Source organism: Herbaspirillum sp. SJZ106, from assembly GCF_006715495.1.
Taxonomy (GTDB): domain Bacteria; phylum Pseudomonadota; class Gammaproteobacteria; order Burkholderiales; family Burkholderiaceae_D; genus Herbaspirillum.
Genome location: NZ_VFNI01000002.1, coordinates 414,833 through 438,572 on the forward strand (window position 1 = coordinate 414,833; position 23,740 = coordinate 438,572).

General features: G+C 65.6%; 20 protein-coding genes. 7 read left to right on the forward strand and 13 right to left on the reverse strand.

Features of this window, described 5'->3' with window-relative positions:
- The first annotated feature begins 56 nt into the window (after window positions 1-56).
- The 7 genes from FB598_RS07095 (at window position 57) to FB598_RS07125 (ending at window position 10,993) form a co-directional block, all read left to right on the forward strand.
- Window positions 57-2,039, forward strand: a complete 1,983-nt coding sequence (locus FB598_RS07095) for a lytic transglycosylase domain-containing protein (protein WP_141913837.1) — start codon at window positions 57-59, stop codon at window positions 2,037-2,039.
- Window positions 2,040-2,116: 77 nt separating this feature from the next.
- Complete coding sequence (locus tag FB598_RS07100) at window positions 2,117-3,085, forward strand: complex I NDUFA9 subunit family protein (RefSeq protein WP_141913836.1); 969 nt, start codon at window positions 2,117-2,119, stop codon at window positions 3,083-3,085.
- A gap of 62 nt (window positions 3,086-3,147) precedes the next feature.
- Window positions 3,148-3,849, forward strand: a complete 702-nt coding sequence (locus FB598_RS07105; RefSeq protein WP_141913835.1) for a glutathione S-transferase family protein — start codon at window positions 3,148-3,150, stop codon at window positions 3,847-3,849.
- On the forward strand, window positions 3,849-5,087 hold the full coding sequence (locus FB598_RS07110; protein WP_141914211.1) for a multifunctional CCA addition/repair protein: 1,239 nt from the start codon (window positions 3,849-3,851) through the stop codon (window positions 5,085-5,087). Before FB598_RS07105 ends, FB598_RS07110 begins: the two co-directional genes overlap by 1 nt.
- Window positions 5,088-5,090: 3 nt before the next feature.
- Entirely contained in the window at window positions 5,091-5,831 is a 741-nt protein-coding gene (locus FB598_RS07115) for a GNAT family N-acetyltransferase (protein ID WP_141913834.1), read from the forward strand.
- Between the two features lie 83 nt (window positions 5,832-5,914).
- Entirely contained in the window at window positions 5,915-6,796 is an 882-nt protein-coding gene (gene phhA, locus FB598_RS07120) for a phenylalanine 4-monooxygenase (RefSeq protein WP_141913833.1), read from the forward strand.
- Window positions 6,797-7,372: 576 nt separating this feature from the next.
- On the forward strand, window positions 7,373-10,993 hold the full coding sequence (locus tag FB598_RS07125) for an indolepyruvate ferredoxin oxidoreductase family protein (protein WP_141913832.1): 3,621 nt from the start codon (window positions 7,373-7,375) through the stop codon (window positions 10,991-10,993).
- A gap of 92 nt (window positions 10,994-11,085) precedes the next feature.
- On the opposite strand, the gene prmC is transcribed toward FB598_RS07125, so the two are convergent.
- The 13 genes from prmC to FB598_RS07190 all read right to left on the reverse strand — a co-directional run bounded on the left by prmC (window position 11,086) and on the right by FB598_RS07190 (window position 23,664).
- Complete coding sequence (gene prmC / locus FB598_RS07130) at window positions 11,086-11,922, reverse strand: peptide chain release factor N(5)-glutamine methyltransferase (RefSeq protein ID WP_141913831.1); 837 nt, start codon at window positions 11,920-11,922, stop codon at window positions 11,086-11,088.
- A 10-nt stretch (window positions 11,923-11,932) separates the two neighbouring features.
- Complete coding sequence (locus FB598_RS07135) at window positions 11,933-12,406, reverse strand: disulfide bond formation protein B (protein WP_141913830.1); 474 nt, start codon at window positions 12,404-12,406, stop codon at window positions 11,933-11,935.
- 71 nt (window positions 12,407-12,477) lie between these two features.
- Window positions 12,478-13,557: a peptide chain release factor 1 gene (prfA, locus tag FB598_RS07140; RefSeq protein WP_141913829.1), complete on the reverse strand. Its 1,080-nt coding sequence runs from the start codon at window positions 13,555-13,557 to the stop codon at window positions 12,478-12,480.
- Window positions 13,558-13,663: 106 nt separating this feature from the next.
- A complete protein-coding gene (hemA, locus tag FB598_RS07145; protein WP_141913828.1) occupies window positions 13,664-14,956 on the reverse strand; it encodes a glutamyl-tRNA reductase in 1,293 nt (430 codons plus the stop codon).
- A gap of 357 nt (window positions 14,957-15,313) precedes the next feature.
- Entirely contained in the window at window positions 15,314-16,036 is a 723-nt protein-coding gene (locus tag FB598_RS07150) for a response regulator transcription factor (protein ID WP_141913827.1), read from the reverse strand.
- Window positions 16,037-16,136: 100 nt separating this feature from the next.
- Window positions 16,137-16,406 (reverse strand): cell division topological specificity factor MinE, encoded by a 270-nt coding sequence (gene minE / locus FB598_RS07155; RefSeq protein ID WP_050470573.1) that lies wholly within the window; start codon window positions 16,404-16,406, stop codon window positions 16,137-16,139.
- 1 nt (window position 16,407) lies between these two features.
- Entirely contained in the window at window positions 16,408-17,223 is an 816-nt protein-coding gene (gene minD, locus FB598_RS07160) for a septum site-determining protein MinD (protein ID WP_141913826.1), read from the reverse strand.
- Between the two features lie 117 nt (window positions 17,224-17,340).
- Window positions 17,341-18,132 carry a septum site-determining protein MinC gene (gene minC / locus FB598_RS07165; protein ID WP_141913825.1) on the reverse strand — a complete coding sequence of 264 codons (792 nt, stop codon included), beginning with the start codon at window positions 18,130-18,132 and terminating at the stop codon, window positions 17,341-17,343.
- A gap of 107 nt (window positions 18,133-18,239) precedes the next feature.
- Window positions 18,240-18,683: an SMP-30/gluconolactonase/LRE family protein gene (locus tag FB598_RS07170; RefSeq protein ID WP_141913824.1), complete on the reverse strand. Its 444-nt coding sequence runs from the start codon at window positions 18,681-18,683 to the stop codon at window positions 18,240-18,242.
- A 152-nt stretch (window positions 18,684-18,835) separates the two neighbouring features.
- Complete coding sequence (locus FB598_RS07175; protein WP_141913823.1) at window positions 18,836-19,975, reverse strand: BMP family ABC transporter substrate-binding protein; 1,140 nt, start codon at window positions 19,973-19,975, stop codon at window positions 18,836-18,838.
- 129 nt (window positions 19,976-20,104) lie between these two features.
- Complete coding sequence (locus FB598_RS07180; RefSeq protein ID WP_141913822.1) at window positions 20,105-21,025, reverse strand: ABC transporter permease; 921 nt, start codon at window positions 21,023-21,025, stop codon at window positions 20,105-20,107.
- Window positions 21,026-21,029: 4 nt separating this feature from the next.
- Entirely contained in the window at window positions 21,030-22,124 is a 1,095-nt protein-coding gene (locus FB598_RS07185; RefSeq protein WP_141913821.1) for an ABC transporter permease, read from the reverse strand.
- The gene (locus tag FB598_RS07190) at window positions 22,117-23,664 is read right to left on the reverse strand and encodes an ABC transporter ATP-binding protein (protein WP_141913820.1); all 1,548 of its coding nucleotides are present in this window, start codon (window positions 23,662-23,664) and stop codon (window positions 22,117-22,119) included. The genes FB598_RS07185 and FB598_RS07190 overlap by 8 nt, the downstream gene beginning before the upstream one ends.
- Window positions 23,665-23,740: the final 76 nt, after the last annotated feature.

Here is a 23,740-nt window from a genome sequence, read left to right on the forward strand (position 1 = left end):
CGTCTGTTTCGTCATCTGTTCCGTCGTTTGTTTCATTCACACTAGGTTCTACAAGAATGCGCCTGAAGAATTATCTGTTCGGCAAATGCCTGCGTCCGCTGGCGGTTTCACTGGTCGTGGCCATCGGCGCGGCGTTGAGCATCGCACCCGCAGCCCAGGCGCAAAAGCGCCTGGCGCCCGATGCTTCCCCGGATGACATCTTCCTTGCGCTGCGGCAAGCGGCCGCCAGCGACAATGGCGCCCTGGCGCAGGAGCTGGCAGGGCGCTTGTCGGGTTACGACCTGCCGTCGTATGTCGACTATTATCGGCTCAAACCGCGCGTGCGTGACTATTCCGCCAGCGAGCAGGAAATCCGCGACTTCATGACCCGGTACGAAGGCCAGGCCCTGGTCGATCGCCTGCGCAACGACTGGCTGCTGGCGCTGGGCAAGACAGGCAACTGGGCCTTGTTCGACGAGCAGTATCCCAAGTTCATCCTGGACGACGACGTCCAGGTCAAATGCTTCGCCTTGAACTCGCGCGCGCTCAAAGGCGCCAACGTCGCCGACGAGGCGCGCGCGCTGCTGGTTTCGCCCAAGGATTACGGCCAGGGTTGCAGCGACCTGATCGCCACGCTGGCGCAGAACGGCCAGTTCACCGATGCCGATGTCTGGTTCCAGATCCGCCAGGCCGCCGAGAACGGCAACACCACGGTCGCGCGCCGCGCTGCAGTGCTGGTCGACAATGGCGATGTCACCGTGCAGCAGGTCATGGACAAGCCCGCGCTGATGCTGGCCAAGGGGCCCGGCAGCGGCGTTGCCAACCACCAGCTCTACATCATTGCGCTGGGCCGCGTGGCCCGCAGCAATCCGGCCCAGGCCGCCACCTATCTCAGCGACCGTGCGCGCCAGATGACGGCCCAGGAGGTTGCGCAAGGCTGGGCGCAGATTGCGCTGGCCGCTTCCTACAAGCTGGCGCCGGAAGCCATGGACTACTGGCGCAAGACCCGGGATGCGCTGCTGACGCAGGATGCGCTGCAATGGAAGGTGCGCATGGCGCTGCGCGCGGGCGACTGGAAGACCGTGCGCACGACGATCGAGAGCATGCCGGCGGCGCTGCGCAACGATATCACCTGGACCTACTGGCTCGGCCGCGCGCTCAAGGAAGATGGCCAGAACGACGCCGCGCGCCGCCTGTTCGAATCGATCTCGGCCAACTTCAGCTTCTATGGCCAGCTGGCGCTGGAAGAACTGGGCCAGAAGATCACCATTCCGCCGGGACCGATGCCGCCGACGGCCGGCGAAATCGCCCTCTATTCGCAAAATGCCGGCTTCCAGCGTTCGCTCCGGTTCTACCAGCTCAACCTGCGCTTCGAGGCGATCCGAGAATGGAACTGGGAGCTGCGCAAGATGACCGACCGCCAACTGCTGGCCGCGGCCGAATACGCGCGCCAGAGCGACGTGCTGGACCGCATGGTCAACACCTCCGACCGCACCCGCGCCGAATTCGACTTCACCCAGCGTTTCCCGGCGCCGCATCTGGGCGAGATGAACGCGGCCACGCGTCCGCTGGGGATGGAAAATGCCTGGATCTACGGCCTGATCCGCCAGGAGTCGCGCTTCATCAAGAGCGCGCGCTCGCACGTCGGCGCCTCCGGCCTGATGCAGTTGATGCCGGCCACCGCCAAGTTCGTCGCCAAGAAGATCGGCATGACCGAATTCACCGCGGACCAGGTCAACGACATCAACACCAACCTGCTGCTGGGCACCAGCTATCTGAGCATGGTGCTCAACAACCTGGACGGTTCCGAAACCCTGGCCACCGCCGGCTACAACGCGGGGCCGGGCCGCCCGCGCACCTGGCGCGCGACCTTGCCGCGCACGGTCGAAGGGGCGATCTTCGCCGAGACCATCCCGTTCAACGAAACCCGGGGCTATGTCAAGAACGTGATGTCCAATGCGACGTACTATGCGGCCATGTTCGAGAACCGTCCGCAGTCGCTCAAGCAACGCATGGGCATGGTGGCGCCTAACTCCAACGTCGCCACCGACCTGCCCTGATTCGAACCGGCCGCCGTCGCGCAGCTAACGCGGGCAGCGCAGCAAACGCAGGCGGCACAGGATACAGGAGGCGCAACATGGCAGTACGCAAGATCCTCGTCATTGGCGGCTCAGGCTTCATCGGTACGCGGCTGGTGCGGCTGCTGGGCAGCGCCACCGACTACCGTGTCATGGTGCCCACGCGCCGTTACGAGCGCGCCAAGCACCTGCTGGTGTCGCCGGTGGTATCGGTGGTGCAGGCCGATATCCACGACGATGCCGTGCTGTCGCAACTGGTGGCCGAGGCGGATGTGGTCGTCAACCTGGTCGGCATCCTGCATTCGCGGCCGGCGCGCCGCGGCCAGCCCTACGGCCCGGATTTCGAACGGCAGCAAGTGTCCCTGCCGCGCCGCATTGTCGCCGCCTGCGTGCGGCACGGCGTGCCGCGTTACCTGCACATGAGCGCGCTGGGCGCCGATGCGCACGGCCCCTCGATGTACCTGCGCTCCAAGGCGGCCGGCGAGCGCGAGGCGCTGGCGGCGTCCTCCTTGGAGGTCGCCATCTTCCGTCCTTCTGTCGTATTCGGCGAAGACGACCGTTTCCTCAACCTGTTCGCCGGCCTGCAGCGGCGTTTTCCGGTGATTGCGCTGGGCAGCGCCGAGGCGCGCTTCCAGCCGGTTTATGTCGGCGACGTGGCGCAGGCCTTCAGGAAGGCGATCGCGCTGCCGCATATCGGCGGCAAGGTCTATGAACTGGCCGGGCCGACGCAATACAGCCTGCGCGAACTGGTGCAACTGGCCGGTTGGTATGGCGGCCATATGCGCCCCATCGTCGCCTTGCCGCCAGCGCTGGGCCTGCTGCAGGCCTGGGCGCTGGAACACTTGCCCGGCAAGTTGATGAGCCGCGACAATGTCGCCTCGATGCGGGTGGATAATGTCATGTCCGGCCCCATCGCGCCGGAGCTGGAACTGGTTCCCACTGCGCTGGAAGACGTCGCGCCGGCCTGCCTTGCGCCGCGCGACCTCCAACGCCAGTTCGACCTTTTCCGCAGCAACGCCAGGCGCTGAGACGTTCGCGTCATTTGCGCCGTTTTCCGATCCAAAGTTCCGATCCAAAGAAAAGAGCCCCTATGCAAGACACAGAACTCGATCCGGTATTGTCCGCCACGCTGCGCAAGGCCGGGCGCCATCTGCCCACGCTGGTGATCGGCAACAAGAACTACTCGTCATGGTCGATGCGTCCCTGGGTGGCGATGACCGCGTTCGACATCCCCTTCAAGGAAGTGCGCGTGCTGCTGGACCAGCCCGATACCGTCGCCGAGATCGCCCGCTATACCGGTTCCGGCCGGGTACCGGTGTTGCTGGACGGCGATATCGCGATCTGGGATTCGCTATCCATCTGCGAATACCTGGCCGAGCAATTCCCCGACCGCGGCCTGTGGCCCGAGCGCACCGACGCGCGCGCCATCGCGCGCAGCATCAGCGCCGAAATGCATTCCGGTTTCATGGGCCTGCGCAGCGCCATGAGCATGGACATCCGCGGCCGCTACCCGGGCCAGGGGCGCACGCCCGAAGCGCAGGCCGACATCGGCCGCGTTTGCGAAATCTGGGAAGAATGCCTGTCGCAGTTCGGCCATCATGAATTCCTGTTCGGCGACTTCTCGATTGCCGACGCCTTCTACGCGCCGGTGGTGATGCGCTTCACCAGCTACCAGGTGCCGCTGGCGCCGGCGCTGCAAGCCTACGCCGACCGCGTCAAGGCGCATCCTGCGGTGGCGCGCTGGATCGCAGAAGCCCTGGCCGAGAAAGAAATCCTTCCCAACCACAAATGATGAAGACCTACACCGTCGGCGGCGCAGTGCGCGACGGCCTGCTGGGCCTGCCGGTGAAGGATCGCGACCACGTGGTGGTCGGCGCTACCCCGGAAGAAATGCTGGCCCAGGGCTTCCGTCCGGTGGGCAAGGATTTTCCGGTGTTCCTGCATCCGGATACCCATGAGGAATACGCGCTGGCGCGCACCGAGCGCAAGACCGCGCCCGGCTACAAGGGTTTCGCTTTCCATGCCGCGCCCGACGTCACCCTGGAAGACGACCTGGCGCGGCGCGACCTCACCATCAACGCCATCGCCCAGGACCAGGACGGCGCCCTGGTCGATCCTTACCATGGCCAGGCCGACATCGAGCGCCGCATCTTCCGCCATGTTTCCGACGCCTTCATCGAAGACCCGGTGCGCATCCTGCGCGTGGCGCGTTTCGCCGCGCGCTTCGCCGATTTCAGCGTGGCGCCGGAAACCAATGCGCTGATGCGGCGCATGGTGGAAGAAGGCGAGGTTGATGCGCTGGTGCCGGAGCGCGTCTGGCAGGAAATCGCGCGCGGCCTGATGGAGGCAAAACCCTCGCGCATGTTCGAGGTGCTGCGCGGCTGCGGCGCGCTGGCGCGCATCATGCCCGAGCTGGATGCGTTGTGGGGCGTGCCGCAACCGGAGCAATGGCATCCCGAGATCGATACCGGCGTGCATGTGATGCTGGCCATCGACTGGGCCGCCGGACAAGGCTATGCCTTGCCGGTGCGTTTCGCCGTATTGATGCACGATCTCGGCAAGGGCGCCACACCGCCCGAAATGTGGCCGCGCCACCATGGCCATGAAGCGCGCAGCGTGCAACTGGCCGAACAGGTTTGCGCGCGCCTGAAGGCGCCGGGCGATTGCCGCGACCTGGCCCTGATGACCGCGCGCGAGCATGGCAATGTCGGCCGCGCTTTCGAGATGCGCCCGGCCACGCTGGTGACGCTGTTTTCGCGCTGCGACGCCTTCCGCAAGCCGCAGCGCTTCGTCGACATGTTGCGCGCTTCCGAATGCGACCACCGTGGCCGCACCGGTTTCGACGCCAGGCCCTTCCCGCAGGCCGCCTATCTGGAAGGGGCGTTGAAGGCGGCGCAAGACATCGATGCCGGCGCCATCGCCGGCCTGTACCAGGCGCAGCCGCAGAAGATCCCGGAGGCGATCCATGCCGCGCGCAGCGAGAAGGTCGCCGTTTTCGTTGCCGCCCAGCGGCCGCCGGCGCAGGACTGAGAGATGGCCAATCCCTTTTTCTCCTGGCTGCAACGTCGGGGCGGCAAGCAAGAAGCCGGCGGCGATGCGCCGCATGCCGATCCGCAGCACAAGGCCGAACGGCCGATGGTGTTCGTCAAGGAGTTGTCGCCGAAGTCGCGCCGCCACCTGCTGCGCCATTTCCTGGCGCTGGAAGACAAGGACCGGCTGTTGCGTTTCGGCTCCAAGCTGTCGGACGATATGGTGACCCGCTACGTGGAGAACATCGACTTCGCGCGCGACACCGTGTTCGGCGTGTATGACCGCAGGCTGCGCCTCCTCGGGGTCGGCCACCTGGCGTTCGCGCCGCGAGAGAGTTCGCGCATCAGCGGCGCCACCATCAAGCCGGTGGTGGCCGAGTTCGGCGTCTCCGTTTCGGCCGCCGCACGCGGCCTGGGCGTGGGCACCAAACTGTTCCTGCGGGCTTCCATGCGCTGCCGCAACGCCGACGTCGATACGCTCTACATGCATTGTCTGTCGTCCAACAAGGTGATGATGCATATCGCCAAAAAGGCCGGCATGGACATCCACCGCGACTATGGCGAGGCCGACGCCTACCTCAAGATCAGCCCCGCCAATTCGGCCACCGTGTTCCAGGAAGCGATGGAAGAACAGGCCGCCATGCTGGACTACATCGTCAAGGCCAATTTCAAGGCCCTGCTCAAATGGGGCGCGCGCGTGACCGGCCTCGGCGGCAAGGGCAAAGGGAGCGGCGGCCAGCCCTGATCCGGCCCGCGCACTGCACGCCGGCATGACCGGCGGCGCAATGCGGCGCATAATATGCATCTGACTTTGACATCGGATTTGCCATGAGCACCAATCCCAATACCGACGACTTTTTCGCCACGGTCGCGACAAAATCCGACAGCGGCGCATTGCGCGGCGACTACAGCCAGGCCGACGCCAACTACGTGGTGGCGCAGAACTGGGACAGCTACACGCCGGAGCAGCACGCCCGCTGGCGGCGCCTGTATGCGCGCCAGGCCAAACTGATTCCCGGCCGCGCCTGCGATGTCTTCATCGACAGCCTGAAGGCGCTCGATGTCTCGCAAGGCATCCCGCGTTTCGACCGCACCACCGAAGCCTTGTACCAGGCCACCGGCTGGCAGCTGGTCGCCGTGCCCGGCCTGGTGCCGGACCAGACCTTCTTCGAACACCTGGCCAACCGCCGCTTCCCGGTCACCGTCTGGCTGCGCGAAGAGCGCGAGTTCGACTACATTGTCGAGCCGGACGTCTTCCACGACTTCTTCGGCCACGTGCCGCTGCTGTTCAACCCGATCTTCGCCGACCACCTGCAGGAATACGGCAAGGGCGGCCTGAAGGCGCTCAAGCTGGATGGCCTGGCCTATTTGGCGCGCCTGTACTGGTACACCATCGAGTTCGGCCTGATCCAGAGCGAGCAGGGCTTGCGCATCTACGGCGCCGGCATCCTGTCATCGGGCGGCGAGGTCGAGTATTGCCTGTCCAGCGACCAGCCGCGCCGCATCCCGTTCCAGGTCGAGCGCATCATGCGCACGCTGTACAAGATCGACTCGTACCAGGAAACCTATTTCGTGATCCGTGATTTCGAGCAACTGTTCAACGACACCGCGCCCGATTTCACGCCGTTCTACGAACAGCTGAAAACGCAGCAAGCGCTGCCGGCCGATACGCTGCTGGCGGGCGAGACCAACTTGCCGCCGAACCGCTGATCGGGGCGCGCGCGGAAAAGGAGCAGAAAGGAACGGAAAGGAAGCGGGAATAAAAAAGCGGATCTGACAGGGGAGGCCAGATCCGCGAGCTAGTGGTGCTTTCAACACTAGAGGGGAGGAACCTTGCACAGAGAGTGGATACCATTCAATCGCTGTTCAAGTGATTCTTATTAAACGCCAGCCGCGCCGTCCATCCTATTTCTTTTACCGGTTGTTACATTCGCGTCTTGCTTGTAACAACTTGCCTCTTTTGCGCTTTCCGTCCTCTTTTTTCACAGCTGGAAATATTGTTGTTTCCCCCTTTCCGGCATTTTCTTCTTTGCAAGCCGCCCCCTTCCGCAGGACGTGCGGAATTGTTTCCGGCTTGCCAAAAAAACACCTCCAAAACGCCGGAAACCCTGCTGCGACGCGCGTAGCGGGCTACCCATCGTTGTGCTACCTTGGCTCCATAAATAGAAACAAACCTGCGCCCACAAGGCGCCGGCGTTTTGACCGCCCGTGAAGCCAGGCCCACACCAAGCTCAGCGGCACAGGCGCATGTGAAACCAAGAACACGATTTTTGGCACGGAGACCGCATGAACGCACCCCTACCATCCAGCCCGCGGCTGTTGCTGGACGACGTCTCGCTGGACGACAAATATACCCTCGAACGCGGCCGTGTCTTCATGACCGGCATCCAGGCGCTGGTGCGCCTGCCGATGCTGCAGCGTGAGGCCGACCGCCGCGCCGGCCTCAACACCGCCGGCTTCATCACCGGCTATCGCGGTTCGCCGCTGGGCTCGGTCGACCAGACCGCCGAGAAGGCGAAGAAATACCTCGACGCCCACCAGGTCAAATTCCATCCGGGCATGAACGAAGACCTGGCCGCCACCAGCGTGTGGGGCACGCAGCAGGTCAACCTGTTCCCCGGCGCGCAGCACGACGGCGTGTTCTCGCTGTGGTACGGCAAGGGGCCGGGCGTGGACCGCTGCGGCGACGTCTTCAAGCACGCCAACATGGCCGGCACCTCCGCGCACGGCGGCGTGCTGGTGATCGCCGGCGACGACCACGCCGCCAAGTCCTCCACCACCGCGCACCAGAGCGAACACATCCTCAAGGCCTGCGGCATCCCGGTGCTGTATCCGTCCTCGGTGCAGGAATACCTCGACTACGGCCTGCACGGCTGGGCCATGAGCCGCTACACCGGCTTGTGGGTGGCGATGAAATGCGTGACCGACCTGGTCGAGTCCGGCATGTCGGTGATGATCGACCCGGACCGCGTGCAGATCCGGTTGCCGCAAGATTTCGCGCTGCCGCCGGACGGCCTCAACATCCGCCAGCCCGACAGCGTGCTCGCGCAGGAAGCGCGGATGAACAACTACAAGTGGTATGCCGCGCTGGCCTACGCGCGCGTCAACAAGCTCAACCAGATCGTGTGGGACAGCCCGCGCGCCAAGATCGGCATCATCACTGCCGGCAAGTCCTACCTCGACACGCGCCAGGCTCTGGACGACCTCGGCATCGACGAACAGGTCGCGCGAGACATCGGCATCCGCCTCTACAAGGTCGGCATGACCTGGCCGCTGGAAGCCGAAGGCGTGCGCGAGTTCGCGCAGGGGCTGGAAGAGATCCTGGTGGTGGAAGAGAAGCGCCAGATCCTCGAATACCAGTTGAAGGAAGAACTCTACAACTGGCGCGACGACGTGCGCCCGCGCGTGGTCGGCAAGTTCGACGACACCGGCGAATGGAGCGGCTCGCAGCGCGAGGGCCACGGCAACTGGCTGTTGCCGGCCACCTACGAGCTGAACCCGGCGCAGATCGCGCGCGCGATTGCCACGCGCATCTCGCGCTACTTCGCCGGCCATCCGGTCGAGCAGCGCGTGCGCGCCCGCATCGCCTTCCTCGAAGCCAAGGAAGCCGCGCTCAACATCAGCAGCAAGCCGGACCCGAACAAGGACCGCATCCCGCATTTCTGCTCCGGCTGCCCGCACAACACCTCGACCAAACTGCCCGACGGCAGCCGCGGCCTGGCCGGCATCGGCTGCCACTACATGGTGACCTGGATGGACCGCGAGTCCAGCATCTTCACCCACATGGGCGGCGAGGGCGTGACCTGGGTCGGGCAAGCGCCGTTCACCAGCGAGAAGCACGTGTTCGCCAACCTCGGCGACGGCACCTATTTCCACTCGGGTTTGCTGGCGGTGCGCGCCTCGGTCGCGGCCAAGGTCAACATCACCTACAAGATCCTCTACAACGACGCGGTGGCCATGACCGGCGGCCAGGAGTTCGACGGCCCGCTCGATCCGGCGATGATCTCGCGGCAACTGGCGGCGGAGAACGTCAACCCGATCATCGTCGTCACCGACGAACCGGACAAGTATCCGGACGATATCAAATGGGCCGACGGCGTCACCATCCGCCACCGCAGCGAACTCGACGCCGTGCAGCGCGAATTGCGCGAAGTGGCCGGCGTGTCGGCCATGATCTACGACCAGACCTGCGCCTCGGAAAAGCGCCGCCGCCGCAAACGCAACGCCTATCCCGACCCGGCCAAGCGCGCCGTGATCAACGAGGCGGTATGCGAAGGCTGCGGCGACTGCAGCGTGCAGTCCAATTGCCTGTCGGTCGAGCCGCTGGAAACCGAGTTCGGCCGCAAGCGCCAGATCAACCAGTCCTCGTGCAACAAGGATTACTCCTGCGTCACCGGCTTCTGCCCCAGCTTCGTCACCGTCGAAGGCGGCAAGCTGAAGAAGCCGGCGCGGGTGCAGCCGGGCGCGGATGCGGCGCCGGCCATGCCGCTACTGCCTGAACCGGTATTGCCGTCCTTGGCCGATCCCTACGGCATTTTGGTCACCGGCGTGGGCGGCACCGGCGTCATCACCATCGGCCAGATCATCGCCATGGCCGCGCATGTGGAAGGGCGCGTGTGCTCGGTGCTGGACATGAGCGGGCTGGCGCAGAAGGGCGGGCCGGTGATGTCGCACGTGCGCGTGGCCGACAGCCCCGAGCATCTTTATTCGACCCGCGTGGGCACCGGCGCGGCCGACCTAGTGATCGGCTGCGACGTGATCGTCACCGCCGGGCGCGATGCCTTGTCGCGCATGGGCGAAGGACGCACCCATGCGGCCGTCAATTCGACCCAGATGCCCACCGCCGCTTTCGTGCGCAATCCCGACTGGCAATTCCCGGCCGCTTCCAGCGAAGGCGAGATTGCCAAAGCCTGCGGGCGCGACAACGTGGCGCTGGTCGATGCCGGCCGCATCGCCACCGCGCTGATGGGCGACGCCATCGCCACCAACATGTTCATGCTCGGCTACGCCTGGCAGAAAGGTTGGGTGCCGTTGTCGGAAGCCGCTTTGCTGCGCGCCATCGAGCTCAATGCATTGCAGGTGGACTTCAACAAGCAAGCCTTCGCCTGGGGTCGCGTGGCCGCGCACGACATCGATACGGCGTTGAATGCCGCCAAGCGCAACGGCATGACGGCGCAGGTGATCGAGTTCAAGCGCGCGCCCACGCTGGAGGAAACGGTGGAGCGCCGCATCGGCTTCCTGACCTCTTACCAGAACGCCGCCTACGCGCGCCGCTACAGCGACTTCGTGCAGCAGGTGCAGATGGCGGAAAGCTTATTGGGCGAGGCGGGAAGCGGATTGAAGCTGACCCGGGCCGTGGCGCAATACCTGTTCAAGCTGATGGCCTACAAGGACGAATACGAGGTGGCGCGGCTCTATACCGACGGCGCGTTCCGCGACAAGATCGCTGCCATGTTCGAAGGCGACTACCGGATCAAATTTCATCTGGCGCCGCCCCTGCTGGCCAGGCATGACGATAACGGCCACCTGGTCAAGCAGCAGTACGGCTCGTGGATGATGCCGGCCTTCGGCGTGCTGGCGAAATTGCGCTTCCTGCGCGGCACCGTCTTCGATCCCTTCGGCCACACCGCCGAGCGCAAGCAGGAGCGGGCGCTGATCGACGAGTACTGCGCGACCATGTTGCGGCTCTTGGGGCAACTGACCGCGGACAACCTGGCGCAGGTGATCGCGGTGGCGCGCATTCCTGAAGATATCCGCGGCTATGGCCACGTGAAGGAACGTCACCTCAAGGCTGCCAGGCAGAAGGAGGCATCGCTGCTGAAGATGATCGAGCAACCGGCGTTGCGCAACATCGCGGTAACGGATACGCCGGCCGGGCCGGATGGGGGCGGAAAGAAAGCGGCGTGAGGACTTGATGCGCTGTTGAACGCCGCCGGGCCCTGACGCAAGCCAGGGCCCGGCGGCTTTTGTGCGGCCGCAGCGGGAGAGTGCGCCTAAGCTTAATCCTGCCTGCCGCCGGTCACCCGCTCGATGCCTGCCAGATCCCGCCAGCTTTGCACTTCGGAAAAACCGGCCCCGGACAGCAATGCCCGCACCGCGGCCGCCTGGTCGTAACCATGTTCCATCAGCAGCCAGCCGCCGGCGTTGAGGTGGGCGGACGCGCCGCCGACGATGGCGTGCAGGTCCGACAGGCCGTCGGCATGGTCGGTCAGCGCATCGACCGGCTCGAAGCGCAGGTCGCCTTGCGACAGATGGGCATCGCCTGCGACGATATAGGGCGGGTTGGAGGCGATGACATCGAACCGGGCCGCGCCATCCAGCGCCTGATACCAGTCACTCAGCATGAAATCCACCCGTGTGCCGTTGGCCGCCGCGTTGCCGCGCGCCACCTCCAGCGCGGCAACGCTGGCGTCGAGCGCGGCCACCCCGGCATCGGGCCGGGTATGGGCAATGGCCACCGCGATGGCGCCCGAGCCGGTGCCCATGTCCAGCAATCGGCCGCCTTGCGGCAAGCGTTCCAGCGCCAGCTCCACCAGCAGTTCGGTATCGGGACGGGGAATCAATACATCCGGCGTGACGCGGAAATCCAGCCCGTAGAATTCGCGCGCGCCGACGATGTAGGCGATTGGCTCGCCGCGCAAGCGGCGCTCGAACAGGGTTGCCAGCGCCTCGGCCTCGGCGATGTCCAGCCGCCGTTCGGACTGGGTGATCAGCTGCACCCGCGTCAGCTTGAGCGCGTGGCATAGCAGGATACGGTTTTCCAGCGCATCCAGCGGTGCCACCTTCAATACCGTCGCCAGGCTGCAGCCGGCCAAGTTGGATGCATGTCCGCTCATGGGAAGGGATTCAGCTGCGCTTGAACATCGGGCGCAGCAGCACCAGGCCCAGCACCACGAACCAGATCAGCGACCAGGTCGGGATCTGCAGGCCGAATATCGGCGGCCACGGCGCCGAGCAGAAACCGTCGGCGGTGAACATCTGCGGCAGGAGCTTGGCGGTAGGCAACTGGTTGAGCGCGGTTTCCAGCGGGTCGGTGGTGCAGGACACGCCCGGATGCGCCTTCACATACAGGTGCCAGATGGCGGTGCCGGCGCCGCCCAGCGCGGCCAGCAAGCCCAGCGCGGCGCTGGCGCGGCGTGCCGGGGCCGGCATGAAATAGCCGATCAGCGAAAATACCGCGACCAGCACGAACATGTAGCGCTGGATCACGCACAAGGGGCAGGGCTGCATCTCTTCGACGATCTGCAGGTACATGGCGAAACCGAGCAGCGCGATGCACACCAGCGCCACCAGCAGGAAGACCGGTTTGGATGATTTCATGAGTCGTTCACCTTGAAAGAAGAGGGCTGACAGGGATTGTAGTGGAGAGTGCGAAGCCCGGTTGGACGTTGTCAGCTATCGCCCAGTTCCGCCAGCAATTCCGCCTGGTGTTCGGTGATCAGCGCATTGGTCAGTTCTTCCAGGTCGCCGTCCATGATGAAATCCAGCTTGTACAGCGTCAGGTTGATGCGGTGGTCGGTCATGCGCCCCTGCGGGAAATTATAGGTGCGGATGCGTTCGCTGCGATCGCCCGAGCCGATCAGCGACTTGCGGGTGGCCGCTTCCTTCGACTGCTGCTCGCGCAATTGCCCGTCCTTGATGCGCGCGGCCAGCACCTTCAGCGCCGAGGCCTTGTTCTTGTGCTGGCTGCGGTCGTCCTGGCATTCCACCACGATACCGGTCGGCAAGTGGGTGATGCGCACCGCCGAGTCGGTCTTGTTGATATGCTGGCCGCCGGCGCCGGAAGCGCGGAAGGTATCGATGCGGATGTCGGCCGGATTGATCTCGACATCCTCGACCTCGTCGGCTTCCGGCATCACGGCCACCGTGCAGGCCGAGGTATGGATGCGGCCCTGGGTCTCGGTGGCCGGCACGCGCTGCACGCGGTGGCCGCCGGACTCGAACTTCAGGCGCGAATAGGCGCCGAAGCCGGCGATGCGCGCGATCACTTCCTTGTAGCCGCCCAGTTCGGATTCGGAGGAGGAGACGATTTCCACCTGCCAGCGGTTGCGCTCGGCATAGCGCGTGTACATGCGCAAGAGGTCGCCGGCGAACAGCGCCGATTCGTCGCCGCCGGTGCCGGCGCGGATTTCCAGGAAGATGTTGCGCTCGTCGTTCGGATCCTTGGGCAGCAGCATCTTCTGCAGGTCGCCTTCCAGCGCTTCCATGCGCGCGCGGGCGGCATTGATCTCTTCCTGCGCGAAGTCCTTCATGTCGGGGTCGGCCAGCAGTTCCTGCGCGGTCTTGATGTCGCGGCCGGACTGCACGTAGTCGAGGTAGAGCGCCACGAGCGGGCCCAGTTCGGCATGTTCGCGCGTCATCTTGCGGAAGTTGTCCATATCGGCCGTGGCGTCTTCCTGCGCCAGCAGGCTGTTGAGTTCTTCCAGCCGTTCGGCGAGCTGGTCGAGTTTGGCGAGCATCGATGGTTTCATGTGCTTGGGTAGGGTGAAAATGTCTTGCGGAACCGTCACGCGGCAAAGAAGGGCGACGGCAAGGCGGTGGCCCATGCACGCAGCACGGGCGTAAAGAGGAGGGGCGCTAACGCTTGGCGCGGAACAGTTGCGGCAGCAGTTCGACCAGTTGGCTGCGCTGCTCGCCCTGGGCGTGATGCAGGGCCTGTTGCGGGCCGTGCAGGAACTTGGCGGTCAGCCCCCTGGAGAGGGCTTCCATTACCGCCTCGACATCGTCGCCCTTGGCCAGCATCTTGCGGGCGCGTTCGAGTTCGGCCAGGCGCAGCGCCTCGCCGGTTTCGTGCAGGTCCTGGATCAGCGGCACCATGGCGCGGCTGTCGACCCAGTGCATGAAGGACTGCACGCGGGTCTCGATGATGGCTTCGGCCTGCGCCACCGCGGCCTGGCGGTTCTCGACGCCGCTCTGCACCACCGAAGCCAGGTCGTCCACGGTGTACAGGAAAACGTCGTCCAGGCGCGCGACTTCGGATTCGATGTCGCGCGGCACGGCCAGGTCGACCATGAAGATGGGCTTGTGGCGGCGTGCCTTGACCGCGCGTTCGACCAACCCCAGGCCGATGATCGGCAGCGAAGACGCGGTGCACGACACCACGATGTCGAAGCGCGACAGTTGCGCCGGCAGGTCGGCCAGGCGGATCGCGCTGCCGTTGAAGCGGTGCGCCAGCATCTGGCCGCGTTCCATGGTGCGGTTGGCCACCGTCAGGGTCTTGGGGTTTTGCGCCGCGAAGTGGGTGGCGCACAGCTCGATCATTTCGCCGGCGCCGATGAACAGCACGTTCTGGCCCGCGATGGAATCGAAGATGCGCTGCGACAGCCGCACCGCGGCGGCCGCCATCGACACGCTGTGCGCGCCGATCTCGGTGGTGGTGCGCACTTCCTTGGCCACCGCGAAGGTGCGCTGGAACAGTTGGTGCAGGTAGGTGCCGAGCCCGCCGGCGGCTTCCGCCTGGCGCACCGCATCCTTCATCTGGCCCAGGATCTGCGGCTCGCCCAGCACCATCGAATCCAGCCCGGAGGCGACGCGGAAGGCATGGCGCACGGCATTGTCCTGCGGCAGCGCATAGAGGAAGGGGCGCAGGTCGGCGTAGGGAATCTTGTGGTACTCGGCCAGGAACTGCGCGGTGCGGTCGATGGCGAAATCCACGCCATCCCGGCCGGCCGCCGCGGCAGCATACAGTTCGGTGCGGTTGCAGGTGGAGAGGATGGCCGCTTCGCCGGCCGAGATGATGCGGTCGTTGCCGCCGAACCAGGCGCGCGCCGCCGCCACCGCCTGACCGATCTGGTCAGCGGGGAAGGCCACTTTTTCGCGCAATGAAACCGGCGCGGTAGTGTGGTTGAGTCCGACGGCGAGCAAATGCATGGAATAACGCGGCTTTCGATGCCGCTGGGCTTGAATTCGGAGCCAAAGTCGACGGTAAATCGACCATTTACAACACCGCTATTATACCCGCTGCGCAATAAGGGGTTTGGCGGCGGGCCGATAGTCGGTATTCATCCCTGATATGGATCATGCTTTGACACAGCTTGACACAGGCGCCAGCACCGCCGCCGCAGCGTCACGTCCGGGTTGCGCCTGCAGTAGAGGTTGGCGTTCCGGCAACAAGTCTTGCGCTGTCATTGCCAGACAGAAATGCCTTCCAGGGGGAATAAGGCGGTTGCCGTCTGTTGCAGGAATGCCGCATCCCGGGCCGGAGGCCGTGCGTTCAGCGGGCGGGGCTTAGCCTGCGGCCGTGCTGGATTCGATGCGTTCCAGCTGGTAGCCATAGCCGTAGACCGTGGCCAGCTTGTAGCCATGTTCCGGTTTCAGGCCGAGCTTGTTGCGCACGCGCGAGACGTGGGTGTCGATGGTGCGCGTGGGCACCTCGGGTTCGGCGCCCCAGATGCGCTCCTGGATGAACGCGCGCGACAGCGGGCGGCCAAGGTGTTCCAGCAGCAGCAGCGCCAGTTCCGACTCCTTCCGGGTGAGCGCGGCATCCAGCGACGGACGCGCCGGGCAGGAGACGCGCAGGCGATCCAGGTCGAACACGAAGCCGCCGCTGTGCACCACGGACCCTGCCGCCTGCGGATCGGCCGCATGCAACAGCAATTCCAGCCGCAGCGCCAGTTCGTTGCGGCGGATGGGTTTGACCAGGTAATCGTCGGCGCCGGCGGCGCGCAGCGTTTGCAGCAAGGCTTTTTGCGCCGGGGCGGCCAGCAATAGCACGGCGGGCGCGACGCCGCCCTCTGGCGGCGCCGGTTCGCGCCAGGCGCGCAAGCCGGCTTCGAGCGGCGCAGCCTGCGCCTCAAGTCCGTCCAGATCGATGATCAGTACCGCGACCCCCTCCATGCGCGCGGCCAGCAAGCCATCTGCGCCGGCATAGGCCGCGCAGTTGCGCGCGGCGGGCAACTGGCGCAGCAGGGCCACGCAGTCGGCGGAGGAGGAGAGGATCCCGATCTTCATCGCATCAGGGAAGAAAGAAAAAACAGCGTACCGGGACGTGGTCGCCGTCGTCCTGGGGCGGGGCCAGGACGACGGCCGGGATGCGAGGCGTTAAGGCGGCTCAGACCGGCGCCGAATCGGCGTCCGGCAGCACCACGTTCACGTCCAGCACTTCCAGGTTGCCCTGGCGATCCAGCGAGATCTTGATGTCATCCGCATTGACCTTGGTGTACTTGGAAATGACCTCGATCAGTTCCTTGTGCAGGGCCGGCAGGAAGTCCGGGCCCTGGCGGCCGTTGGAGCGTTCGCGGGCGATGATGATCTGCAGCCGTTCCTTCGCTGCAACCGCGCTCTTGGGCTTGGTCGGGAACAGGAATGAAAGCAGGGACATGTCACTTACCTCCGAAAATGCGCTGCAGGAAACCCGGCTTTTCGTAGTTGGTGAAGCGCAGCTCGACATTCTCGCCAAGGAAGCGCGACACCACATCCTGGTAGGCCTGGGCCACGTCGCTGTCCTTGATGTGGATGGCGGGGCTGCCCTGGTTGGACGCCGCCAGCACCGATTCGGATTCGGGGATGATGCCGATCAGCGGGATGCGCAGGATTTCCTGCACGTCGGTATACGACAGCATCTCGCCGTCTTCCACGCGCTTGGGCGCATAGCGGGTGATCAGCAGGTGTTCCTTGACCGGTTCGCCGCCGCTCGATGCGCGGCGCGACTTGGCCTGGATGATGCCGAGGATGCGGTCGGAGTCGCGCACCGAGGACACTTCCGGGTTGGTCACCACGATCGCCTCGTCGGCGAAGGTCAGCGCCATCACCGCGCCGTGCTCGATGCCGGCGGGCGAGTCGCAGATGATGTATTCGAAGTCCATCTTGGACAGGTCGTTGAGCACGCGTTCGACGCCTTCCTCGGACAGCGCGTCCTTGTCGCGGGTCTGCGAGGCCGGCAGGATGAACAGGTTGTCGCAGTGCTTGTCCTTGATCAGCGCCTGGTTCAGCGTGGCTTCCTTGTTGATGACATTGATCAGGTCGTACACCACGCGGCGTTCGCAGCCCATGATCAGGTCCAGGTTGCGCAGGCCGACGTCGAAGTCGATCACGGCCGTCTTGTGGCCTCGCATTGCCAGGCCCGATGCGAAACTGGCGCTCGACGTCGTCTTGCCGACGCCTCCCTTACCGGAAGTCACAACGATGATTTTTGCCACAAAAAACTCCTTAAGAAGAACAGATGTGCTGATGCGATTCAGCCTATTGGATTGGCTTGCCAGAACGCATTTCAGGTTGATTGGTGAAATGCGTTCTATCTAAATTCGGTATTGCGTTCAGGCCGCCTGCATCGCCAGCACGTCGATGCGTTCGCCATTGAGGCGCACCTGCACCTGCTTGCCGGCGACCTCCGCCGGAGGGCCGTTCTCGAAGGTTCGATAGACTCCGGCGATGGAGACCAGTTCCGCTTCCAGCGAGGCGGCGAAGATGCGCGCCTCGGTGTTGCCCGAGGCGCCGGCCAGCGCCCGTCCGCGCAGCGGCGCATAGACGTGGATGCTGCCGTCGGCGATGATCTCGGCGCCGTTGTTGACTGCCGCCATGACCACCAGGTCGGCGCCGCGCGCATAGATGCGCTGGCCGGCGCGCACCGGGGTGTCGACGATCATGGTGCGGGCTGCCGGGGCGGCTGCGGCTGAGGGAGCGGGCACGGGCGCGGCAGCAGGTTCGGGCTGCGGCGCGGGCTTGGCGGGCGGGGCTTTGTGCTCCGCGGTTTCCTGGGCGCGCGCATTGGCCGCGCCGGCGCCGGCCGCGGCCGGAGTGTCGATCGCCAGGCCATGGGCGACGATGCCTGCGTGCAAGTCTTGCGGCGCATTGCGCACGGCCACGGTGTTCAGGCGGAACGCCTTGAACAGGCCGACCAGCGCCTGCCAGTCGATGTCGGCAGCGGTGGCGCCTTCCAGCGCGCCGATGTCGAGCACCGCAAACTCATCCTCGAAGAAGTCGGATACGCCGCCGGTCATGTCCTTGAGCGCCTTTTCCAGGGCGGCAGGATCGGTTTCATGCAGGATTGCCGAGATGGCAACGACGGTGGATATCTTGATTTCGATCGGTTTGCGGGCTTTTTGCATAAATCGTCTGGTCTGGAACGGGGGACATCGTTTCCCGTAAATATTGGCTGTGCATTATACAGGCAGGCTGGCGCTGCGATAGCGGCCGACGGGGCTTTTCGGCGGGATCAGGGGGCCGGGGCGGCCGCTTGCCCCGCGGAGTCGGCTGGAGGCGACAAAAGCCGTTGCAGGGCCTGCAGGTCGTGCATCACCCATTGGGCGTCTTCGGCGAATTTCTTGTCATCCATGCCGGGCTGGCGGAACAGGATGAAGGTGAGTTCGCTGGCCGCATCGCCATTGGCCACCACCCGCATCGGCACGGCCACCCGCGCGCCACCGGGCAGCGTCACCTCGTGGTCCAGCACGCCGTAGGGATTGGGCTCGGCGAAACGGATGCTGACCTTGCCCGTTTCCCCCTCGGCCACCCAGGCGCCGCCTTCCTGCGTCAGCCCCTGGCCCAGGCCCGAGGCCCATTGCGCCATGTTGCGCGGATCGGCGAGAAAGGCGTAGGCCTGCGCCGCCGCCACGGGCAGCGTCACATGCAAGACAAGAACCGGCAGCGGGGCGGACATGGCGTCTCCAGAAAGGGCGATGCGCCATTATCCCTCCATCGCGGCCTGGCGCCGCGGCAAATGCCCCGGCCCATGAAAAACGGCCGGGGCGTCTGGCGACGCTCCCGGCCGTTGGCTTGCCGGTTGCCCCGGCGCGCCGGGGCTATCAATCTTCAGCCCGGCACCTTGCCATCCACGCCTTCGACGTAGAACTTGATGCCATGCAGGAAACCGTCGTCAGCCACGGCGTCCTTGCCCAGCACTTCCTTGCCGGCGTTGTCCTTGATCGGACCCTTCCAGATCGGCGCGCTGCCGTCGACGATGCCCTTCTTGCGCTCTTCCACCAGCGTCTTCACGTCGGCCGGCAGGTCCGGGTTGAAGGCGGCCAGGTCGATGCCGTTTTCCTTCAGGCCGATCCAGCTGGTGCTGCTCTTCCAGGAGCCGTCCAGCACCGCCTGCACGCGCGCGGTGTAGTACACGCCCCAGTTGATGATCGACGCTGCCAGGTGGGCCTTGGGGCCGAAGCCGGTCATGTCGCTATCCCAGCCGAAGGCGTACACGCCTTTTTCCTGCGCGGTCTGCACCACGGCGGCGGAGTCGGTGTTCTGCATCAGCACGTCCACGCCCTGGCCGATCAGGGTGGTGGCGGCTTCACGTTCCTTGCCCGGGTCGAACCACTTGTTGACCCAGACCACGGCGGTGGTCGCCTTCGGGTTCACCGAACGCGCGCCCAGCGTGAAGGAATCGATGTTGCGGACCACTTCGGGAATCGGCACCGAAGCCACCACGCCCAGCTTGCCGGACTTGCTCATCTTGCCCGCCACCACGCCGGCCAGGTAGGCGCCTTCATAGGTGCGCACGTCGTACTGCGCCAGGTTGTCGGCGGTCTTGAAGCCGGTGGCGTGTTCGAACTTCACGTCCGGGAATTCCTTGGCCACCTTCAGCATCGCTTCCATGTAGCCGAAGGTGGTGCCGAAGATCAGCTTGTTGCCGTCGGTGGCCAGCTGGCGGAACACGCGCTCGGCATCGGCGGCCGACTCGGGAATGTTCTCCACGAAGGTGGTCTTGACCTTGTCGCCGAACTTCTCCTCGACCGCCTTGCGGCCCTTGTCGTGGGCGAAGGTCCAGCCGGCGTCGCCGACCGGGCCGATGTAGACGAAGGCCACCTTCAGCGGATCGGCGGCGGGCGCGGCGGCGGCAGGGGCCGCAGACGGGGCTGCCGGAGCGGCTTCTTCCTTCTTGCCGCAACCGATCAGGGTTGCCGCGGCCAGGGTGGCGAGCATCGCCAGCGAGGCTCTGCGCGAAATGATCATTGTGGTTCTCCCTCAGGTTGGTTGGAATGCGTATTGCGACTACGAAAAGCATCTATTCGAAATGAACGGCCGGACCGCTGCGCTGGCGTCGTTGTACCGCCTTGCCGTACCGAACGTACTTCCGGCCGTTCATGCGGAACCGGGACGGAACGGCTTGCCCAGCGACGCCGGCATGTTCAGCCGGATCCAGTCCGGATTGCGCGAGATCAGCGCCAGCACCACGATGGTGGCGATATACGGCGCCATCGACAGGATCTGCGACGGCACCGTTACGCCCATGCCCTGCAGGTAGAACTGGGCGATGGTGACGCCGCCGAACAGCAGCGAACCGAGCAATACCCGTGCCGGGCGCCAGGTGGCGAAGGCGGTCAAGGCCAGCGCGATCCAGCCGCGCCCGGCTACCAGGCCTTCCACCCACATCGGCGTGTACACCAGCGACATGTAGGCGCCGGCCAGGCCGCAGCAGGCGCCGCCGAACAGCAGCGCCGCGTAGCGGATGCCGCGCACCGAATAGCCCAGCGCATGCGCCGACTCGGGCGACTCGCCCACCGCGCGCAGCACCAGGCCGGCGCGCGTGCGGTACAGGAACCAGATGCTGGCCAGGCACAGCGCGAAGGCCACATAGCTCATCCAGTGCTGGTGGAACAGCGCGGCCCCGATGAAGGGAATGTCGCCCAGCAGCGGCACCGAATTGGCCTGCGCCGGCAGCGCCAGGCCCACGAAGCGCTGGCCGACGAAAGCCGACAGGCCGGCGCCGAAGATCGAGAGCGCCAGGCCCGTGGCCACCTGGTTGGTGGCCAGGCGCAGCGCCAGCCAGGCGAACAGCGTGGCCATCAGCATGCCGCACACGGCGCCGGCCATGAAGCCCAGCAACGGGCTCCTGGTCGAATAGCCGACCGCGAAGCCGGCGATGGCGGCCACCAGCATCATGCCTTCGGCACCGAGGTTGAGCACGCCGGAGCGTTCGTTGATCAGCAAGCCGATGGCCGCCAGCAGCAGCGGGGTGCCGGCGTTGATCGAGGCGGCAATGAGGGGAGCGAGTTGTTCCATGGTCTTAGGCTTTCTTCTTCCAGGCCAGGCGGTAATCGATCAGGGTGTCGCAGGCCAGCAGCAAAAACAGCAGCATGCCCTGGAACACGCCGGTGATCGCCGAGGGCAGGCCCAGGCGCGACTGCGCCAGCTCGCCGCCCAGATACAGCAGCGACATGATCAGCCCGCCGAGGATGGCGCCGACCGGGTGCAGGCGGCCGATGAAGGCCACGATGATGGCGGCGAAGCCATAGCCCGGCGACACCGACGGCAGCAACTGGCCGATCGGCCCGGCGATCTCGAAGGCGCCGGCCAGGCCGGCGAAGGCGCCGGAGATCAGCAGCGACACCCACAGCGCCGAGCGTGCCGAGAAGCCGGCATAGCGCGCCGCGTGCGGCGCCACGCCGCCCACCGTCAGCGAGAAGCCGCGCAGGCTGCGCAGCATGAACACCGCCATCAGCAGCGCCGCCGCCACCGCCACCACGAAGCCCACGTGCAGGCGCGTGCCGGCCACCAGCATGGGCAGCATGAACTCGTCGGAGAACACCTTGGACTGCGGGAAGTTCATGCCGTTGGGGTCCTTCAGCGGGCCGTTCACGGCCCACATCAGCAGCAGCTGCGCCACATAGGTCAGCATCAGCGACACCAGGATCTCGTTGGCATTGAACTGGTCGCGCAGGAAGGCGGTGATGGCTGCCCAGAAAGCGCCGCCCGCGATGCCGGCGGCGATCATCAGCAGCAGGCCGGCGCCGCCGGAGATGCCGTGGCCCGGCACGTCCAGCCACACCAGCATGGCGCCGGAGGCCAGCGCGCCGACGGTGAACTGGCCCTCGGCGCCGATGTTCCAGATGCTGGCGCGAAAGCACACCGCCAGCCCCAGCGCGCACAGGATCAGCGGGATGGATTTCAACAGCAGCTCGCTGATGGCGCGCTTGCCTGAGAACGGGGCGACCAGGAACACCTTGAGCCCGGCCAGCGGATCCTTGCCCAGCGCCAGAAACAGCAGGGCCCCCAGCAACAGCGTGAGCGCGATGGCGATCACCGGCGACCAGTACGTCATCGCGCGCGAAGGCGCGCCGCGCAGCTCAAGGCGGAAGGGCAGCGACAGCAGCTTAGACATGGCCGGCCTCCCTGGCGGAAGCGGGCTCATCCCAGAGACCGCTCATCCATACGCCGACCTGTTCGCGCGTGGCCTGCTCGATCGGGATCGAGGGCGACAGCCGTCCCTTGGCGATCACATGCAGGCGGTCGCACAGCGCGAACAATTCATCCAGTTCTTCCGAGATCACCAGCACCGCGCAGCCTTCCTGTTTCAGTTTCAATATCTCGCCGTGGATCTGGGCGGCGGCGCCCACGTCCACCCCCCAGGTCGGCTGGGCCACCACGAACACCGCAGGCTTGCGTTCCATCTCGCGGCCGACGATGAATTTTTGCAGGTTGCCGCCCGACAGGCTCTTGGCCGGCGCATCGGGGCCGGCCGCCTTGACCTTGAAGCGCTCGATGATGGAGGCGGCGGCGCGGCGGGTGAAGCCGAAATCGATCATGCCGCGCTTCACATAAGGCGTCTTCTGGTGCGACAGCAGCATGTTGGCGGTGAGCGAGAGCGTCGGCACGGCGCCGCGGCCGAGGCGTTCTTCCGGCACCAGGCCCAGTCCCAGCGCGCGGCGCGGGTTGGGCGGGAGGTGGCCGGCCGGGCTGCCGCCCAGGATGAGCATGTTGGGCGCGGCCCGCTGGTCTTCGCCCGACAGCGCCGCCAGCAGTTCCTGCTGGCCGTTGCCGGAGACGCCGGCGATGCCGACGATCTCGCCGGCGCGCACCTCGCATTCGATGTCCTTCAACTCGGTGGCGAACAGGTGGGCCTTGGGCAGCGACAGGCGGTTGACGTGCAGCTTGCGCTCGTTGCGCAGGGATTCCGGATTGCGTTCGCGCGTCAGGCGCACCAGTTCGTCGCCGATCATCATGCGCGAGAGGCTGGCGCTGCTTTCGTTGCGCGGGTCGCAGTTGCCGGTCACGCGGCCGCCGCGCATGACGGTGGCGTTGTGGCACAGCGCGCGGATCTCGTCGAGCTTGTGGCTGATGTAGAGGATGCTGCAGCCCTCGTCGGCCAGGCGGCGCAGGGTGACGAAGAGTTTCTCGACCGCCTGCGGCGTGAGCACCGAGGTCGGCTCGTCCAGGATCAGCAACTGCGGATCGGTCAAGAGCGCGCGCACGATCTCCACCCGCTGGCGCTCGCCCACCGACAGCGTATGCACATGGCGGTGCGGCTCCAGTTCCAGGCCGTATTTCTCGCCGGTCTGGGTGATGCGCTCAGCCAGTTCCTTGAGGTCGGTTTTGGCATCCAGGCCGAGTGCGATGTTTTCGGTGACGGTCAGCGTGTCGAACAGCGAGAAGTGCTGGAACACCATGGCGATGCCGAGCCGGCGCGCCGCCTGCGGGTTGGCGATCTGCACCGTCTCGCCGTTCCAGCGGATCTCGCCGGCGTCGGGCTTGACCGCGCCGAAGATGATCTTCATCAGCGTCGATTTGCCGGCGCCGTTCTCGCCGAGCACGGCATGGATTTCGCCGGGCGCCACGCACAGGCTGACGTCGTCATTGGCCAGCACGCCCGGATAGGCCTTGCGCACATGCTTGATTTCCAGACGGAGTGGAGCTGCGCTCACGTGTTTTCCCTGTGGTTCTCTTGCTTTTTCATGATTGGCGGCCGCCTGTGCGGCGGCGCGCTCCCCTGGGTTTTAT

Excerpts from the sequence above, each read along its gene's own strand:
- FB598_RS07095 (WP_141913837.1), top strand. The coding sequence starts at position 57 with ATGCGCCTGAAGAATTATCTGTTCGGCAAATGCCTGCGTCCGCTGGCG.
- FB598_RS07100 (WP_141913836.1), top strand. The coding sequence starts at position 2,117 with ATGGCAGTACGCAAGATCCTCGTCATTGGCGGCTCAGGCTTCATCGGT.
- FB598_RS07105 (WP_141913835.1), top strand. The coding sequence starts at position 3,148 with ATGCAAGACACAGAACTCGATCCGGTATTGTCCGCCACGCTGCGCAAG.
- FB598_RS07110 (WP_141914211.1), top strand. The coding sequence starts at position 3,849 with ATGAAGACCTACACCGTCGGCGGCGCAGTGCGCGACGGCCTGCTGGGC.
- FB598_RS07115 (WP_141913834.1), top strand. The coding sequence starts at position 5,091 with ATGGCCAATCCCTTTTTCTCCTGGCTGCAACGTCGGGGCGGCAAGCAA.
- phhA (WP_141913833.1), top strand. The coding sequence starts at position 5,915 with ATGAGCACCAATCCCAATACCGACGACTTTTTCGCCACGGTCGCGACA.
- FB598_RS07125 (WP_141913832.1), top strand. The coding sequence starts at position 7,373 with ATGAACGCACCCCTACCATCCAGCCCGCGGCTGTTGCTGGACGACGTC.
- prmC (WP_141913831.1), bottom strand. The coding sequence starts at position 11,922 with ATGAGCGGACATGCATCCAACTTGGCCGGCTGCAGCCTGGCGACGGTA.
- FB598_RS07135 (WP_141913830.1), bottom strand. The coding sequence starts at position 12,406 with ATGAAATCATCCAAACCGGTCTTCCTGCTGGTGGCGCTGGTGTGCATC.
- prfA (WP_141913829.1), bottom strand. The coding sequence starts at position 13,557 with ATGAAACCATCGATGCTCGCCAAACTCGACCAGCTCGCCGAACGGCTG.
- hemA (WP_141913828.1), bottom strand. The coding sequence starts at position 14,956 with ATGCATTTGCTCGCCGTCGGACTCAACCACACTACCGCGCCGGTTTCA.
- FB598_RS07150 (WP_141913827.1), bottom strand. The coding sequence starts at position 16,036 with ATGAAGATCGGGATCCTCTCCTCCTCCGCCGACTGCGTGGCCCTGCTG.
- minE (WP_050470573.1), bottom strand. The coding sequence starts at position 16,406 with ATGTCCCTGCTTTCATTCCTGTTCCCGACCAAGCCCAAGAGCGCGGTT.
- minC (WP_141913825.1), bottom strand. The coding sequence starts at position 18,132 with ATGCAAAAAGCCCGCAAACCGATCGAAATCAAGATATCCACCGTCGTT.
- FB598_RS07170 (WP_141913824.1), bottom strand. The coding sequence starts at position 18,683 with ATGTCCGCCCCGCTGCCGGTTCTTGTCTTGCATGTGACGCTGCCCGTG.
- FB598_RS07175 (WP_141913823.1), bottom strand. The coding sequence starts at position 19,975 with ATGATCATTTCGCGCAGAGCCTCGCTGGCGATGCTCGCCACCCTGGCC.
- FB598_RS07180 (WP_141913822.1), bottom strand. The coding sequence starts at position 21,025 with ATGGAACAACTCGCTCCCCTCATTGCCGCCTCGATCAACGCCGGCACC.
- FB598_RS07185 (WP_141913821.1), bottom strand. The coding sequence starts at position 22,124 with ATGTCTAAGCTGCTGTCGCTGCCCTTCCGCCTTGAGCTGCGCGGCGCG.